Here is a 14,948-nt window from a genome sequence, read left to right on the forward strand (position 1 = left end):
TTTCATCACCCCCTTATCCTGAAGAATCCTCAGTCCAGGGAACAATGCGAATTAGACTTCGCTCAATCCCCCAGTTCCCCCCAATAAGCTCGTAGATCCGTTCCTTCACTGCCTTAAGTTCCTGTCCCTGAACCCTAACCTGGTCTTGGTCTTCTGTATGCTCAGCCGCCGAATTCATCACGGCCTTACTATCTCCCTCCCGTGGTTCACTTTCTTCTGATGGGGAGCCAACCTGAATTTCCACCGGCTCAACCTGTTTTACCGAAATTCTCGGGACGTTCACTCCCTCAGGGGTGGTTGAAATCCCACCGGAAGCCGAGGACGATGATTCCTGTTTAGCTTGCTGCGTGGGTTCTTTTGCCTGCTTTCCAAGCATGATTTTGACTGAGGTAATGGTAGGCTTGTCATATTCGGGAACCTCCCCCTCGGCGGCCTCCTTCTTGACCGCAAGCTTCACTTCCACTTTGTCCACATTCAGCCCTGTACCTGCTTCGATCTGACGTTTTATTTGCTCTGCCGTTTCTCTACCCGCCCATTCCATCGTATCCTTCTGCTGCGAATTCTTTAGCTCTTCGCCCCGTCTCAAGATCTCTTCCAAGCTTCCATCTCCCTGCGGATGGGGTTCAGCTAGAACCGTTGCAAGCCGCTCCGCCGGAGCATCCGAAAACAGCTTGAGGAGAGGTGAAAGCAGTGTCATTAGGATCAGCATGCTGACAACCAGCTTTACATAGCGCTCCATGCTGCGATTGGGGAGAAGCATCTCGGCAAATACCGAGATCAACACGACAAAGATGATCTCCTTCAACCAATCCGCAAGCCAGGTCATCATGACATTTTCTTCACTCCTTATTACCGCATCATGACGGTGATGTTACCGGCAGTCAGCATAATGGTGATAGCCAGGAAGAACATAAGTCCTACCGCAGCAAGCACCGCAAACACGTAGAGCATGCTTTTCCCGATTGTCTCCAGACAAGTCACCACAGGGGAGTCTCCCAGCGGCTGCATCACGGCGGCGGCGAGATTGTAAATGAGCGCCAAAGTCAGGATTTTTATGGCTGGGAACGCACACAGAAACAAAATAATGGCAACGCCCACAAGCCCTACAGAGTTTTTTACCAGGATGGAAGCGGATATCACCGTATCTGTCGCATCTGCAAACATTTTCCCAATAACTGGTACAAAGTTGCCTGTGAGATACTTAGCGGTCCGAAGCGTAACTCCGTCTGCTACCGAGCCCGCAGCGCCTTTTACCGAAATTACACCGAGGAAAACGGTAAGCAGCACACCTAGGAGTCCCATTCCCACGGTTCGCAGAAGGTTGGCCAGCTGGTTCAGCTTATATTTGTCTGTCATGGAGCTGACAATATGCAGGATCGCCGAGAAGAACAAGAGGGGAAACACCACGACATGGACCAATGTTCCCACCGTGTGGACCATAAAGACGACAAGCGGGTGGGTCACAGAAACCGTAACTACATTTCCCATCGAGGCGAGCAGTGTGAACAGCAAGGGAACCATCGCCATCATGAAATCGATCATTCCGGTTATCGCTTGAGTCGCGTACCCGACCGCGGAGTGAAAGCTATTAACAGCTAACACCAAAATAACCATATAGCAAATCGCAAAAGCGACCTTGCCGACATTTCCTTTTTCAAAAGCACTCTGCAGCGTCTCAAGCATCATGCTGATCACCGTGAGCACCACAATCGTAACCAGAATGTGCCCGCTATACAGTACTTCGTGCCACATATAGCGAAGAAGACCTGTCAAGCCTGAGGATATGCTGAAGCCGCCGCCCTGTGAAAGCAGCATCTCTTTGAAGGTAGGCAGGCGCCCTTCCGGGAAGAACCCCCCGTATTCCTTCATTAGCTGCTCCCAATATGTCTCCACCTGCTGGGTCTGCAGCTCGTCTACTTGTCCTTGAGAAGAAGAGGGTTCCTCTGCATATGCTGCGGCTTTCCCCGGCATCAGAAGTTGCAAGACGAATGCAAGGAGACAAGCCAGCGTCAATCCTGCCAAGCGTATCATGATCCGCCGTTTCATCCGTTGACCCCATTTCTATGCGGGCATCAGCTTCATCACCGTCTCTATGATGATGCCGATGATGGGTATAGCCAGTACCATAATCAACACTTTTCCCGCTAATTCAATCTTGGAAGCAATGCTTTCCTGCCCGGCATCCCGCACAATTTGTGCTCCAAATTCGGCGATATAGGCAATGCCTATGATTTTTAGAATGGTCTTGAGATAGATGGCTTGGACACCCGCAGAAACGGCCAGATCCTCAAAGGTACCGATAATCGAGCCGATCTTTCCGGCCAGGAATAGAAATAGCGTGACCCCTGTACAGATGGTAATCAAAAAGGCGAACAGCGGCTTCTGTTCTTTGATGATCATGATCAGCACGGCTGCAATCAGGCCCAGGCCCACCACTTGAATCATTTCCACGATGCTTCACCTACTGGAACAAAAAAATCGATTTGATTTCCTGAAACAAGCTGTCCAGCAGCCGAACAACCATAAACAGCACAACCACAAAGCCTATGACCGTTACCCAATGCGCCATATCCTCTTTTCCCATCTGCTTAAGCACGGTGTGAATCATAGCAATAATGATCCCAATTCCTGCAATTTGAAAAATTGCATTCACATCTATGTTCATCAATAGGCACCTCGCGATCCGTTCCTGGTAAGCGTTCCGCTGAAGGAATACGGACATTAATAGATCAAGATTACGATGAAGGCGCCGGCTAGAAGCCCAAGGCTCCTGCACATTTTCTCGTAACGCCTCTGCTCTTCCAGCGCTACAGCTTCTTCCGTCTCCAGCTGTCTGATCGCTGTCTCAAGATGATTCAGCTGATCCTTCCGATCGCTTGTCCCAAGGGAAAATGCTAGCTGATACATCACATCCCGCTCTCCTGCCTTCATATAGCTGTACTTCCAGCGTTCGCGAATCGCATGATGCAGGCTATCTTGTGCCGTCCAATTCCGCGGTGGACCCATGGCCTCGGCCGCCTCAATGAAGAGGGAGCGCAGGGGCTCGCGATTCTGGGCACCAATCCGGCTAAAGGCTTCAGGAAGCGGGGTAAAGCCATAGCCGATCTCAGTCTCCATTCTCCGAAGGGCGAGGATCAAGCGCCTGATCTCATGAGGTCTGGCAGCATAACCGCTGGCCTTCCACCAGCCGGCTAATGTAGAAGCTAAGAGGATCAGGGCTGCTCCGAGGATTTTAAGCATAGCCCCAGCCTCCCCCGGAAGGTGAACCCTCAAGCAGCATAGGCCTCTGTTTACCATCCAGCAGCCGGAAGGTAAGCTTGCGCTCAGCCCGTGAGAGGATAACAAACCTCTGGAAGAAGGCGCCTTCCGCAAGGCTTGATAAGAATGGCCGACTCAGCACCTCTGCCACCTCAGCACCATGAACGGTTGCGACTACCGATACTCCAGCGTGAAGCGCTTCTGCAATAGCAGCTGCATCCTCTGCTCGGCCAATCTCATCCACAATGATGACTTCCGGCGACATAGAGCGGAGCATCATCATCATGCCTTCCGCCTTGGGACAGGCGTCCATCACGTCCGTTCTGGGACCAAGATCAAAGCTAGGAACTCCCTGCCTGCATCCTGCAATCTCAGAGCGTTCATCCACAATGGCCACCTTAAGCCCTGACCATTTGGCTTCGGAATGCCCCCAGCTGCCACTGCTGATTTGACGTGCCAAATCTCTTAGCATGGTCGTCTTTCCCTGCTGAGGCGGTGAGATGATCAGCGTGTGCAGTACGTTCTTCCGCTTAAAATCTAGCAAGTGCTTAAGAAGCGGTGTTGCGGCCCCTCGTATTTCACGGGCAATCCGCAAATTAAAGCTGCTGATCTCACGGATATGCTCCACCCTGCCCCCGCTCAGCACAGTCCTTCCTGCTAAACCTACACGGTGGCCTCCGGGGAGCGTGATGAAGCCCTTTCTCAGCTCCTCTTCCATCGTATACAGGGAATGATTCGTGATGAGATCAAGCACCTTTCGCCCTTCCTCCCTGTCAGGACAATAAGCCTGTGAGGGATCACGGGTGAGCCCTCCCTCCGGGGTCAAGAAGTAATAGCTGCCGCCTGTATTGAGCTCAAACGGACGCCCCTCTCGAAAGCGTATCTCTTCCAGCTGCTCGAACAGGGAAGAAGACAGCTGCTGCAGAAGCTGCTTGATTTTTTCCGGGAACACCGTGAGCCATGTCGCATTCATTTCAGCTCAGCCCCTTCGTCATTACTGGAATCTAGATCCAGATTTCTTACTATAACTATGGTGTCTGTAACATGTTATGCTTGTACTTCTACTTTATGACTGCAAATCTATCATTTCTTCAAAATCCCGATTAAGAGACAGGCAACCCCGATCGTAATAAAAATCATCTTCCCCCATGACAGCTTATCCGCCATACCAATCAGTCCAATAGAGGTCGTTAAGATTAGAATAGTTGGCCCAACCAGGGCTAAGCCTGAATTGACCGCGAGTGCCTGGTCGACCCTTCCAAGCTTTAGCATCCATAGCGCCGCTAAAATCTCCAGCGTACCCGACAGCAGCCTCAGTGATGCCATCGATGTCACAAATTTATCCAGTTTAATCTCCCCCTACTTGTCCGAATGTTCATTAAATCGTTATGCTATGAAGTTAGTATTTATCACCGATTTCATGCACAAAAAAAAGGAAGATGCACGGCTAACTGCCATACATCTTCCTCGTATAAGTATAAAGTAAGCTGGTCTATTAAATTTACCGGCGTTCTTTTGGACCGCCCACAAACGCCTGCTCCGAAGTATCAAGTCCATATGCTGTATGCAGAGCCTGAACAACCTCTGTCAGCTTTCCGGCCTCAATCACACAGGATACTTTAATTTCCGAGGTGCTGACCATACTGATGTTAACCCCTTGCTTTGAAATCACATCGAACATTTGAGCCGCCACCCCTGGGTGACTGACCATGCCTGCACCTACGATGGACACCTTTACTAGATTATCCTCTGTGGTTACCTCTTTGTAAGGCAGCTCTTCACGAATTTCTCTAAGAACTTCGAGAGCCTGATCCCGGTCTGTCAGCGCAACGGTAAAGGAGAAATCAGCTTCTCCGTCAGTTACACCACTCTGTACAATAATATCTACATCGATCTTGGCTGCGGCCAAAGATCCGAATACCTTAGCCAGTACCCCCGGTACATGGGATACGCCGATAATACTGATTCTGGCCACATTTTTGTCATAGGCAATTCCGCTAACAACAACGCCCTGCTCCATAGTAACTTCCTCCTTCACAACCGTGCCTTCATTATGATTAAAGCTGGAACGTACAACCAGCTTCACTTGATGGTGCTTAGCATACTCCACCGCTCTTGGATGAAGCACTGCCGCCCCAAGATTGGCGAGCTCCAGCATTTCATCATATGAAATTTCATTCAGCTTCCGGGCGCACTTGACAATTCTTGGATCCGTTGAGTATACCCCGTCAACGTCTGTATAGATTTCACATACATCAGCCTTAATTGCCGCTGCCATAGCCACCGCTGTCGTATCCGAACCGCCGCGTCCAAAAGTCGTAATCTCACCTTCAACCGTCATCCCTTGGAATCCGGCTACAACGACGATCTGCCCATCTTCAAGTGCCTGCTGCACGCGAACTGGGTCAATGTCGGTGATTCGAGCGCGGCCGAACTCCGCCTCTGTGCGGAAGCCGGCCTGCCATCCTGTAAAGGACACAGCCTTGCTTCCAAGTTCATGCAGCGCAATAGACAGTAAAGCGATCGATATTTGCTCACCCGTGGTCATGAGCATATCCATTTCTCTGGCGGGAGGCGCCTCACTCAGCAGCTTGGCTTGATCAATCAAGTCATCCGTCGTATCGCCCATCGCAGAAACCACCACAACGCACTGATGCCCTTCCTTCTGCTTATCCACTACACGCTGTGCTACCCGCTTCATCCGCTCTGTATCTCCTACAGAGCTTCCTCCAAATTTCATGACGTATAAAGCCAAATAACCCACTCCCATTTCCATCATAACCTGTAATAAGCATGTTATGTTTATCGGTAACGCTTTACCTCAGTATAATACGAAAGTTAGGAAAGACGCTATTCTTTTCCGGTGATTTATTCATTAAAAAAAGTTCCTTTACCCTCAATGGGTAAAGGAACTTCCCTCTGGACCTCTAGTAAGATAAGTCCTATTGCTGGAAGAACTATGCTCTGGATACGTATTTTCCTTCACGAGTATCAATCAGCAGAACATCATCTTCGTTAATGAAGAGAGGTACCTGTACGTTCAGACCCGTTTCGAGCTTCGCGTTCTTCGTAGCACCTGTTGCTGTATTCCCTTTAATTCCTGGCTCTGTCTCAACAACCTTCAGCTCGACGCTGGTTGGCAGGTTGATCCCAAGAATTTCGCCTTGGAAGCTAACGATCTTCACGTTCATATTCTCTTTAAGGAAATTCAATTCCCACTCCAACTGCTCAGATGTCAGACTGAACTGATCATAGGTTTGATTATCCATGAATACATGTTCTTGTCCGCTGGCATACAAATACTGTACATCGCGGTTCTCAATTTGAGCACGGCCGATGTTCTCGCCTGCACGGAAAGTACGTTCTACCGTATTGCCGTTGCGAAGGTTCTTCAGCTTGGTGCGAACGAATGCAGCACCCTTACCTGGCTTTACGTGTTGGAAGTCAATAACTGTAAAGATATCTCCCTCCACTTCCACGGTAAGTCCTGTCTTCAAATCATTTACTGAAATCACAAAAAAACCTCCTCAAAATAAACAGCCTAATATATAAAGTACACTAAAACCTGAAGTAAAGTCTATCTCCAAATGGACAACAATTAACCAAGAGAAATCAGTTCCTTGGTTGACTCCGTAAGGCGCCGCATTCCGGTCTCCGTCATAACAATATCGTCCTCGATCCGGACTCCGCCGAAGCCTGGGATATAGATTCCCGGCTCTACCGTAACGACCATTCCCGGCTTCAGAATATCGTCGCTAAGCTTGGAGAGTCTTGGCGCCTCATGCACTTCCATGCCGAGACCATGTCCGGTGCTGTGTCCAAATTGCTCCCCGTATCCATATCGGGTAATAATGTCCCTTGCCAGTGCATCTGCTTCGCGTCCTGTCATGCCAGGCCGAATATTCTCCAGTGTATAAAGCTGAGCTTCCAGCACAATATCGTAAATTTCCCGGTGCTTCGCAGAAGGATTGCCGATGGCAACAGTGCGCGTAATATCAGAGCAGTATCCCTCGAACAAAGCTCCAAAGTCCATCGTCACAAATTCATCTGCCTGAATAATCCGCTTGCTTGCCACACCGTGCGGAAGAGCCGAACGCTCGCCGGATGCAATAATCGTGTCAAAGGATGGACCAGTTGCTCCGTTCTTACGCATAAAGAATTCCAGCTCTGCAGCGGCTTCGAGCTCACTCACACCTGGCTTAAGTACATCTAGCATGTGCATAAAGGTGCGGTCCGCAAGCTCGGCGGCCTCTTTCATCACGGCCAGCTCTTCCTCATCTTTGATGATCCGAAGATCCTCTACTAAGCCGGATACCGAGACCAACTCGGCCTTTTGTAAGGCTTGCTGATATTTAGCATGAACTGAATAGGATAAGTCGTCCCCTTCAAATGCTAGACGCTTGACACCTTCAGTCTCAAAAAGCTCCTTGACTGTATCAAGAACATCCGGGCCATGCTGTATGATATCAAATCCGACAGCTTGTTCCGCCGCTTGTGTTGTGTAACGAAAATCGGTTAAAAAATAGGATTTATCCGCTGTAATAAACACATAGCCGGATGAACCGGTAAACCCGGTCAAATATCTGCGGTTGATCGGATTCGTGATAAACACAGCATCCAAATTCCGCTCCTGCAGCGCTGTTTGCAGTTTGCTTACTCTTTGATTAGCCATATTAAGGTCTCCTTATCTCCTGTTCTCCAAATGCTTGTGAAGAGCAATTAGGCCCAGTTCATAGCTGTCCGCTCCAAAGCCGGCAATTTGTCCAACGGCCACGGGCGCGATAACTGAGGTGTGTCGGAATTCCTCGCGTGCATGGATGTTGGACATATGTACCTCAACGACTGGAATACTCACGGTCTGCAGAGCATCCCGTAGGGCATAGCTATAATGGGTCAATGCACCTGGATTTAACAGGATCCCGTCAGTTTCCCCATAGGCCGCATGGATGCGGTCAATCAGGGCTCCTTCATGATTGGATTGGAAACACGAGAGCTCGATGCCCAAGTCGGCAGCTTTTCGCTTAAGCCGATCCTCAATAGCAGCAAGGCTCAATTCCCCGTATATACCTGGTTCACGTATACCTAGCATATTCAGGTTAGGACCGTTCATCAGTAAAATTCGGCTCACCGGTAACCACTCCAGTCTACATAAAATAACCAAAAGTTATTTTAACATAGGAAGAACAGGATTGAGAAGCTTTTTCCCTAGGCTAAAGCCTTCTTCGGCTCCCTAAATCGCTCATCGTTATACTCTGTTGCCACGGTATAACCAATAAACAATCCCCAGAGCAGAAACAAACAGACTTCACTGATCAGACTGTTCCACCCCATCTTAAAAAGTAAAGGAGCCATATGCAGTGCAGGAGACAACAAAGCATATATGAGCACAAACCACAGCAGACCATAGAACATGCCCATCCATGGGCCCTTTACTTTCCTCAGCACCAGCGTATATAGAAGCGAGGCAACGATGGAGAATAAGATAAATACTAGCCACCCTACATAATATCCAGGTCTAGTGACCAGGAAGCTGTGCTTAAAAAAGGGCTCGGCCAAAAAGCCTGGAATCACCACTGTAAAACGCATATAATAGAAAAAACCGTGAACGGCTCCCCAGATCAACCCGGCAAAGAATCCAAGCCGGATGGCAAAACGAATCGGATTGGTCTTGATTTCTGAATCTGTTGTATGTTCTTCGGCCACGGTCATTACCCCTTTCCAAACCACTTAAGAAAAGCCCTGCGACCCACGGCTTTAGTATGTGCACTTCAAAATACCTTTAACCAACTAGAATTTGAAGAAAAAGTCCGTTACAATGGAAACACAGGTTTACCTGTTGTTCATTTCATAACAATTATCAGGGAAGGTGAAGTTGTGCCTCAGCAATCAAAACCAGCCATCTATGGCGGCCAAGCTGTCATTGAGGGAGTTATGTTTGGCGGAAAGCATGTAAACGTTACGGCTGTCCGCCGCAATAATGGAGAAATTACGTATCTGGAGGTTCCGAAGCAGGATAAGTCGTGGGTAAAGACCCTTCGCAAAATTCCTCTGATCCGAGGAATCGTCAGCATTATTGATTCCAGTGCCAAGGGATCTAAACACTTGAACTACTCGGCCGAAGCGCTGGCGGATGATCAGACCGATCCCGCGGAGCGAGCCAAAGAGAAAGAGGAAGAGGAATCCTCCTTCTCGCTTACCATGATTGTTGGTGTAGCTGTTGCAGGTGTTCTTTCCTTCCTCTTCGGCAAAATCGTTCTGACAGCAGTACCGGCTATCATTGAGCAGTTTCTGTTTCAGGGACTTTACGATAATCGTTTTGTCCATACCTTGATCGAGGGCGTCATCAAGATCATTCTGCTTCTCGGGTACCTCTGGGCTTTATCCCTGACACCTATGATTAAGCGACTGTTCCAATATCACGGTGCCGAGCATAAAGTGATAAGTGCTTATGAAGCGGGAGAAGAGTTAACCGTAGCCAACGTTCAGAAATATACACGACTGCATTACCGCTGCGGGAGCAGCTTTATCATCTTCACAGTTATTGTAGGCATCATCGTGTATTCTTTCTTCCATTGGGATAACGTGTGGGAACGGGTATACATTCGTCTGCTGCTGCTGCCGCTTGTCATCGGGCTTTCCTTTGAACTGCTGCGCTTAACGAATGCAGTACGGGATATCCCGGTCCTTCGCTTTCTGGGCTATCCGGGATTATGGCTGCAGCTGCTAACGACCAAAGAGCCGTCTGACGACCAAGTGGAGGTTTCTATCGCTTCCTTCAACCGTATGCTGGAGCTTGATGCCCAGCTTGAGAAGGAGTCTCCAATAGAAAGTGTTGCTAGCAGTACAGTATTAGATCCTGCGAAAGGGTGATCACGTCATGAAGAAGCAAGCCGTCTTTTTTTGGATCATTATCGCACTGGCAATCATCGGGATTCCGGAAGCTTTGTCTTCCACACAAGGCTTGATTTCCATTCTCATCCCGCTGATCCTGTTTGGCCTAATCTATGTGCTGTATAAATATCCTCCAAAAAAATATCAAAAGACACCAAAGATTAAGCCTTCTGCTCGAACGGCGGCCAAGCTTGCTCAGCAGCGGCGTACTTCTTCCATGTCGTCCAATACGGGCAAGCGCAAAAGCTATCCTTTCCAGGTCATTGATGGCAATAAGGGAAAGAACGATGAGGATACACCCAAATATCATTAATAAACATCACTTAGCAAGCCTGCTGAACTTTATGAATTGTTCTTCATAGACTTTACTGTTCCAGTCTCTGAAGAAGCTGCTTCCGGCGAGAAGTCCGGATTCATAAAGCTGCAGGCTTTCTTCTTGATTGATATCAAATTGGGTCGTAGCAATACCCAGAGTAGGAATTTTAATAGTCCGGTAGCGATTCGATTGCTCAATGTATCTTTCATCATGGGCAGAGAGCATAGTCTCGACGAGAGCTTGGAGCATGCTGACCGGTCCCGTAATCCGGTGAGGTCTCCCCGAATTCTTGCCTACCATCATAAAACCCACCGTAGGGATGAGCTCCCCATTAGTTCTTAACCCATTTTGGTCAAACAACCATAAGGGAAGATTGCTCAGCAGACCCCCGTCGACGATATGGAGAAATTGATCAGCGAACGGCCTGCTCTTAGCGAGTCGAACAGGTAGGCGCAGCAGTACAGGATCAAAGAAGTAAGGGATACTGCAGCTCATCCTCACCGCATGGGCTACTTCAAAGGAAGCGGATGGAATCCCCAGCTTGTCGAGATCATCCGGCAGCACCAGAATTCGACCATTGGTAATGTCCGAGGTTACAATGCTCAGCTTCCCCTTCTCCAGATCTCCAAACGTACGGATCCCCTTCTCCTCCAGCACTTTCTTAATCCACCTTTCCAGCGCCTCTCCGGAATACAGACCCTTCTTGAGCAGTACACGAAGCGCTGGTCCAACTCCAGCTATGTTGAAAATTGCAGCCCTTCGCAGGAAGCTCTCAAACGAAGTCTGCATAATTAAAGTCTTCAGCTCATCTGCCGTATAGCCTGCGGCCAAGAAGGCTGCCACAATGGAGCCTGAGGAGGTCCCTGCCAACCGGTTAAAGCTAAACCCAGACTGCTCCGCCGCTTTTACCGCGCCGGCTAAGGAAATGCCTTTGACGCCACCGCCTTGAAATACCGCGTTAATCCGCATAATAAAACAACCCCCATCTCATACAAATGAGCAGCCGCCGTGGCTACTGTAGATGTATGAAGATAAGGGTTGTATATATGTCTTTGCAGCAATCAAAATTCAGTTCATTGCCCGAAATAAGATTTTAAGAGAGAAATAAGTCCTAATGGGTTCTTGCGAAGCGAACTTGCACTATAGAAAATGCTGCCTTGGATCTGATCATATTGCTCGTTGTATTTCAATTGATTCACAATCTCTGAAGCGGTTTGCCAGCCTACTTCAGGAGTTCCTACCTTATAAGGCGCATGTCCAATATACAGCTTAACGGGAGTCCCCTTCACCTCGGTAGCCCACCAATCCACCACCTTGTCGTAGGGTGCATTCTTAGTGGAAAAGCTCCAATACACCTGGGGAGCAATATAGTCGATATAGGAGTTGCGAATCCATGTGCGAGCATCGGCATACATGCTGTCATAAGCTGAATTTCCCGACGTATTCGATCCAGTCACATCGGTTGCTTTGTTGCGCCAAATGCCAAATGGGCTGATTCCGAAAGAGACATCTGGTTTGGCTGCATGAATCTTAGCTCCAAGCTGCTGAACAAACTGATTGATGTTGTCCCGCCGCCAATCCCCTTTATTCTTAATTCCTGTAGAATTGTAGCTTGTGAAGGTTGCATCATCGTTAAACTTATCCTTTGCCGTCTCACCGGACGGGTAGAAGTAATCGTCCAAATGCACCCCATCTATATCGTAATTGTTAACGACCTCCATAACCGCGCTAATAATGTGAGCTCTCGCGGCAGGAATGCCAGGGTTAATGTATAATTTGCCCCCTTGTTTAACAATCCACTCCGGATGCTGAATCGCTACATGGTTCTTCGCAAGCTTGCTAGTATCTGTACTTGAGCTTGCACGGAATGGATTGAACCAGGCATGGAATTCCATTCCCCGCTTATGGGTCTCCTCAATCATAAAAGCCAGCGGATCGTAACCTGGGTTTTGCCCTTGCTTACCGGTTAGATATTGTGACCACGGCACCAATGAAGATGGATAAAGAGCGTCCGCAGACGGCCGGACTTGAACGAATACTGCATTGATTCCTACGTTCTGCAGATCATCCAGCATGCTGATGTATTCCTGCTTCTGTTTGGCTGCATTTCCGATTGAAGAAGTGCTTGGCCAATCAATGTTGAAGGCGGATGCAATCCAAGCGCCGCGCATCTCTCCTTGAGGAGCAGGATTTGTTCCTGACTGTCCTTCCCCTGGCTGAGGCACCGTAATCGGAGGTACCGTCGGTAATGTCCCCCCGCCACTATTTAGGGTAATCTGGTTGGATGCCTGATTCCAATTGACCGTGAGCCCCAAATGCTCGCCTACAAAACGCAGAGGCGCTAATGTCCGATTCTGCACCGCCTGCATAGGCACATCAAGCAGGACTGCTGTTCCATTAACTTTGGCCGTCTTCGAACCCAATGTTAGGGAGATGCTCTCTCCTTCACGTTCGATGACAACCGTCTGAGTTTGTTTGTTCCAATTAATAGAGGCCCCAATCCCGGAGGTGATAACCCGGAGCGGCACAAGGGCCGTGTTTGACTTAATGAATGGAGGGACATCGCTTTCTAGTGTCCTTCCATCCATTAGCATCGTAATTGGAGCAGCTTTGGCACTTGGAGGCAAGCTCCAGCTTGACAGTACCAGCAACATCAACAGCGGCAGAATCACCCATCTGCGGAACTTCATTTTGGTTATTTCCTCCCCAAATCTTATTTAAAATAAATAAACATCTGCCCGCGGGACAGATGCCACTTTACGAACCGCCTATCAACTCGTTATGAACTTCGGATAGATCTTGGAGCCTTGTACTATCCCTGCGGAAATATTCAACAAGTGTCTCAATACAGGTAATGGAATCCCAGCTTAAATGGTGTTCAATCCCCTCAACATCCTTGTAGATATTCTCCTCCTGCACGCCAATCATGGTCAGAAATTCCTCGAGCAGTGCGTGCCTGTCAACCAGACGCTTGCCCACCTTTTTCCCCTTATTGGTCAGAACAAGGCCTCGATATTTCTCATAAATCAGGTACTCATCCTTATCCAGCTTCTGAATCATTTTGGTAACTGACGATGGGTGAACCTCCAATCCTTCAGCAATATCCGAGACGCGCGCATAGCCCTTCTCATCGATCAGTTTATAGATGCGCTCCAAATAATCCTCCATACTGGGCGTTGGCATCTGCTTCCCTCTTTTCTAAATTTCCATTCGGTACAGTCCTTTGTCCGATGGTTCTCTGCTCTAGTAATGATACATGTTTGAGCAACTTGTTGGCAAGTCCTGGCGCGAAGAGCTCTTAGACTTTGTGTGAATTTTGGCAGGATTCATAAGCTTCTTGCGGGCACAGACTAAGAGCGCCACCTCCCTCTGCCTGCGGCAAAATCTCTGGAGAAAAAGGAGCGATGAATTTGAACACTAGCTTGACTGAACGACCAGCCAAAATTGTTAAGCCAACAAAGCCCTTTATCCCTGATTTTGCATATTTTGAGCCCGGGGCGCTTGAATATCCAAAAGGAGAACGGATTCTGAAATGGGTACAGTCTCAAGGTATTCCTTATAAGATGACGAGCTCTCACAATAGGATTACAGGCCTGCCTGGAGAGACGGATTTGGAAAAATACAAAAATGCCAAGCGAACCCTTGTCGTCGGAGTGCGCAAGACGCTCACTTTTGACCAATCCAAGCCTTCGGCTGAGTACGCCATTCCGATCTCCACAGGCTGTATGGGACATTGTCACTACTGCTATTTGCAGACAACGCTGGGGGCTAAGCCATATATTCGCGTATATGTAAATACAGAGGATATTCTCGGAGCTGCCAAAAACTATATCAACGAGAGAATTCCGGAAATTACGCGCTTCGAAGCAGCCTGTACCTCTGATCCAGTTGGCCTTGAGCACATCACAGGATCCTTGGAAGAGCTTATAACCTTTATGGCGAATGAGGAATACGGCAGGCTTCGCTTTGTGACAAAATACCACCATGTCGACCCTCTGCTTCATGTAAAGCACAATGGTCATACCCGAATCCGGTTTAGCATTAATGCCGATTATGTGATTCGGCAGTTTGAACCGGGCACCTCCCGCTTTGAAGAACGAATTGAAGCAGCAGGCAAGATTGCCCGGGCAGGCTATCCGCTTGGCTTCATTATTGCTCCTATCATTTGGTACGAAGGATGGGAAGATGGCTATGCCTCTTTACTTGAACGATTGGCGGCTGCACTCCCCAGGGAGCCCCTGAAGGATATGACGTTCGAAATGATCCAGCACCGCTTTACCAAGACAGCGAAAAGGGTTATTGAGCAGCGCTATCCAAAGACCAAGCTGGACATGGATATCGCCAAGCGAAAAATGAAGTGGGGCCGTTATGGCCAGTACAAGTATGTTTACCCCGATGAACAACAAACCGCTTTACGGGAATTTATTACCGAACAGATCTTTGAACACTTTCCTGCTGCTACGATTGACTACTTCACTTAATT

General features: G+C 48.6%; 18 protein-coding genes. 3 read left to right on the forward strand and 15 right to left on the reverse strand.

The window, feature by feature from the left end; genetic code table 11:
* Positions 1-13: 13 nt before the first annotated feature.
* The 12 genes from spoIIIAF to DCC85_RS13345 all read right to left on the reverse strand — a co-directional run bounded on the left by spoIIIAF (position 14) and on the right by DCC85_RS13345 (position 8,961).
* Positions 14-829 (reverse strand): stage III sporulation protein AF, encoded by an 816-nt coding sequence (gene spoIIIAF, locus DCC85_RS13290; RefSeq protein WP_108466031.1) that lies wholly within the window; start codon positions 827-829, stop codon positions 14-16.
* Positions 830-849: 20 nt separating this feature from the next.
* Entirely contained in the window at positions 850-2,046 is a 1,197-nt protein-coding gene (gene spoIIIAE, locus DCC85_RS13295) for a stage III sporulation protein AE (RefSeq protein WP_234414166.1), read from the reverse strand.
* Between the two features lie 15 nt (positions 2,047-2,061).
* Positions 2,062-2,451: a stage III sporulation protein AD gene (gene spoIIIAD / locus DCC85_RS13300; protein ID WP_108466032.1), complete on the reverse strand. Its 390-nt coding sequence runs from the start codon at positions 2,449-2,451 to the stop codon at positions 2,062-2,064.
* A 10-nt stretch (positions 2,452-2,461) separates the two neighbouring features.
* Positions 2,462-2,665: a stage III sporulation protein AC gene (gene spoIIIAC / locus DCC85_RS13305; protein WP_108466033.1), complete on the reverse strand. Its 204-nt coding sequence runs from the start codon at positions 2,663-2,665 to the stop codon at positions 2,462-2,464.
* Positions 2,666-2,721: 56 nt separating this feature from the next.
* Positions 2,722-3,240, reverse strand: a complete 519-nt coding sequence (gene spoIIIAB / locus DCC85_RS13310; RefSeq protein WP_108466034.1) for a stage III sporulation protein SpoIIIAB — start codon at positions 3,238-3,240, stop codon at positions 2,722-2,724.
* Positions 3,233-4,231, reverse strand: a complete 999-nt coding sequence (gene spoIIIAA / locus DCC85_RS13315; RefSeq protein ID WP_108466035.1) for a stage III sporulation protein AA — start codon at positions 4,229-4,231, stop codon at positions 3,233-3,235. The genes spoIIIAB and spoIIIAA overlap by 8 nt, the downstream gene beginning before the upstream one ends.
* A 110-nt stretch (positions 4,232-4,341) precedes the next feature.
* Positions 4,342-4,611 carry a YqhV family protein gene (locus tag DCC85_RS13320; protein WP_442789544.1) on the reverse strand — a complete coding sequence of 90 codons (270 nt, stop codon included), beginning with the start codon at positions 4,609-4,611 and terminating at the stop codon, positions 4,342-4,344.
* Positions 4,612-4,759: 148 nt separating this feature from the next.
* Positions 4,760-6,013 (reverse strand): aspartate kinase, encoded by a 1,254-nt coding sequence (locus DCC85_RS13325; RefSeq protein ID WP_108466037.1) that lies wholly within the window; start codon positions 6,011-6,013, stop codon positions 4,760-4,762.
* Positions 6,014-6,215: 202 nt separating this feature from the next.
* On the reverse strand, positions 6,216-6,773 hold the full coding sequence (gene efp / locus DCC85_RS13330) for an elongation factor P (RefSeq protein ID WP_108466038.1): 558 nt from the start codon (positions 6,771-6,773) through the stop codon (positions 6,216-6,218).
* A gap of 83 nt (positions 6,774-6,856) precedes the next feature.
* Entirely contained in the window at positions 6,857-7,930 is a 1,074-nt protein-coding gene (locus DCC85_RS13335) for a M24 family metallopeptidase (protein ID WP_108466039.1), read from the reverse strand.
* Positions 7,931-7,942: 12 nt separating this feature from the next.
* The gene (aroQ, locus tag DCC85_RS13340; protein ID WP_108466040.1) at positions 7,943-8,386 is read right to left on the reverse strand and encodes a type II 3-dehydroquinate dehydratase; all 444 of its coding nucleotides are present in this window, start codon (positions 8,384-8,386) and stop codon (positions 7,943-7,945) included.
* A gap of 77 nt (positions 8,387-8,463) precedes the next feature.
* A complete protein-coding gene (locus tag DCC85_RS13345; protein ID WP_234414167.1) occupies positions 8,464-8,961 on the reverse strand; it encodes a YqhR family membrane protein in 498 nt (165 codons plus the stop codon).
* Positions 8,962-9,132: 171 nt separating this feature from the next.
* On the opposite strand from DCC85_RS13345, the gene DCC85_RS13350 reads away from it, so the two are divergent.
* On the forward strand, positions 9,133-10,128 hold the full coding sequence (locus tag DCC85_RS13350) for a DUF1385 domain-containing protein (protein WP_108466042.1): 996 nt from the start codon (positions 9,133-9,135) through the stop codon (positions 10,126-10,128).
* 7 nt (positions 10,129-10,135) lie between these two features.
* Complete coding sequence (locus DCC85_RS13355) at positions 10,136-10,462, forward strand: hypothetical protein (RefSeq protein WP_108466043.1); 327 nt, start codon at positions 10,136-10,138, stop codon at positions 10,460-10,462.
* A 6-nt stretch (positions 10,463-10,468) separates the two neighbouring features.
* Here the strand turns inward: DCC85_RS13355 and DCC85_RS13360 are convergent, their stop codons facing one another.
* The 3 genes from DCC85_RS13360 to mntR form a co-directional block, all read right to left on the reverse strand.
* On the reverse strand, positions 10,469-11,434 hold the full coding sequence (locus DCC85_RS13360) for a patatin-like phospholipase family protein (protein WP_108466044.1): 966 nt from the start codon (positions 11,432-11,434) through the stop codon (positions 10,469-10,471).
* 104 nt (positions 11,435-11,538) lie between these two features.
* Positions 11,539-13,155 (reverse strand): family 10 glycosylhydrolase, encoded by a 1,617-nt coding sequence (locus DCC85_RS13365; RefSeq protein ID WP_108466045.1) that lies wholly within the window; start codon positions 13,153-13,155, stop codon positions 11,539-11,541.
* A gap of 67 nt (positions 13,156-13,222) precedes the next feature.
* Positions 13,223-13,648 carry a transcriptional regulator MntR gene (mntR, locus tag DCC85_RS13370; RefSeq protein WP_108466046.1) on the reverse strand — a complete coding sequence of 142 codons (426 nt, stop codon included), beginning with the start codon at positions 13,646-13,648 and terminating at the stop codon, positions 13,223-13,225.
* A 221-nt stretch (positions 13,649-13,869) separates the two neighbouring features.
* Between mntR and splB the strand changes: the two genes are divergently transcribed.
* Positions 13,870-14,946: a spore photoproduct lyase gene (gene splB, locus DCC85_RS13375; RefSeq protein WP_108466047.1), complete on the forward strand. Its 1,077-nt coding sequence runs from the start codon at positions 13,870-13,872 to the stop codon at positions 14,944-14,946.
* Positions 14,947-14,948: the final 2 nt, after the last annotated feature.

Source organism: Paenibacillus sp. CAA11 (assembly GCF_003060825.1).
Taxonomy (GTDB): domain Bacteria; phylum Bacillota; class Bacilli; order Paenibacillales; family Paenibacillaceae; genus Fontibacillus.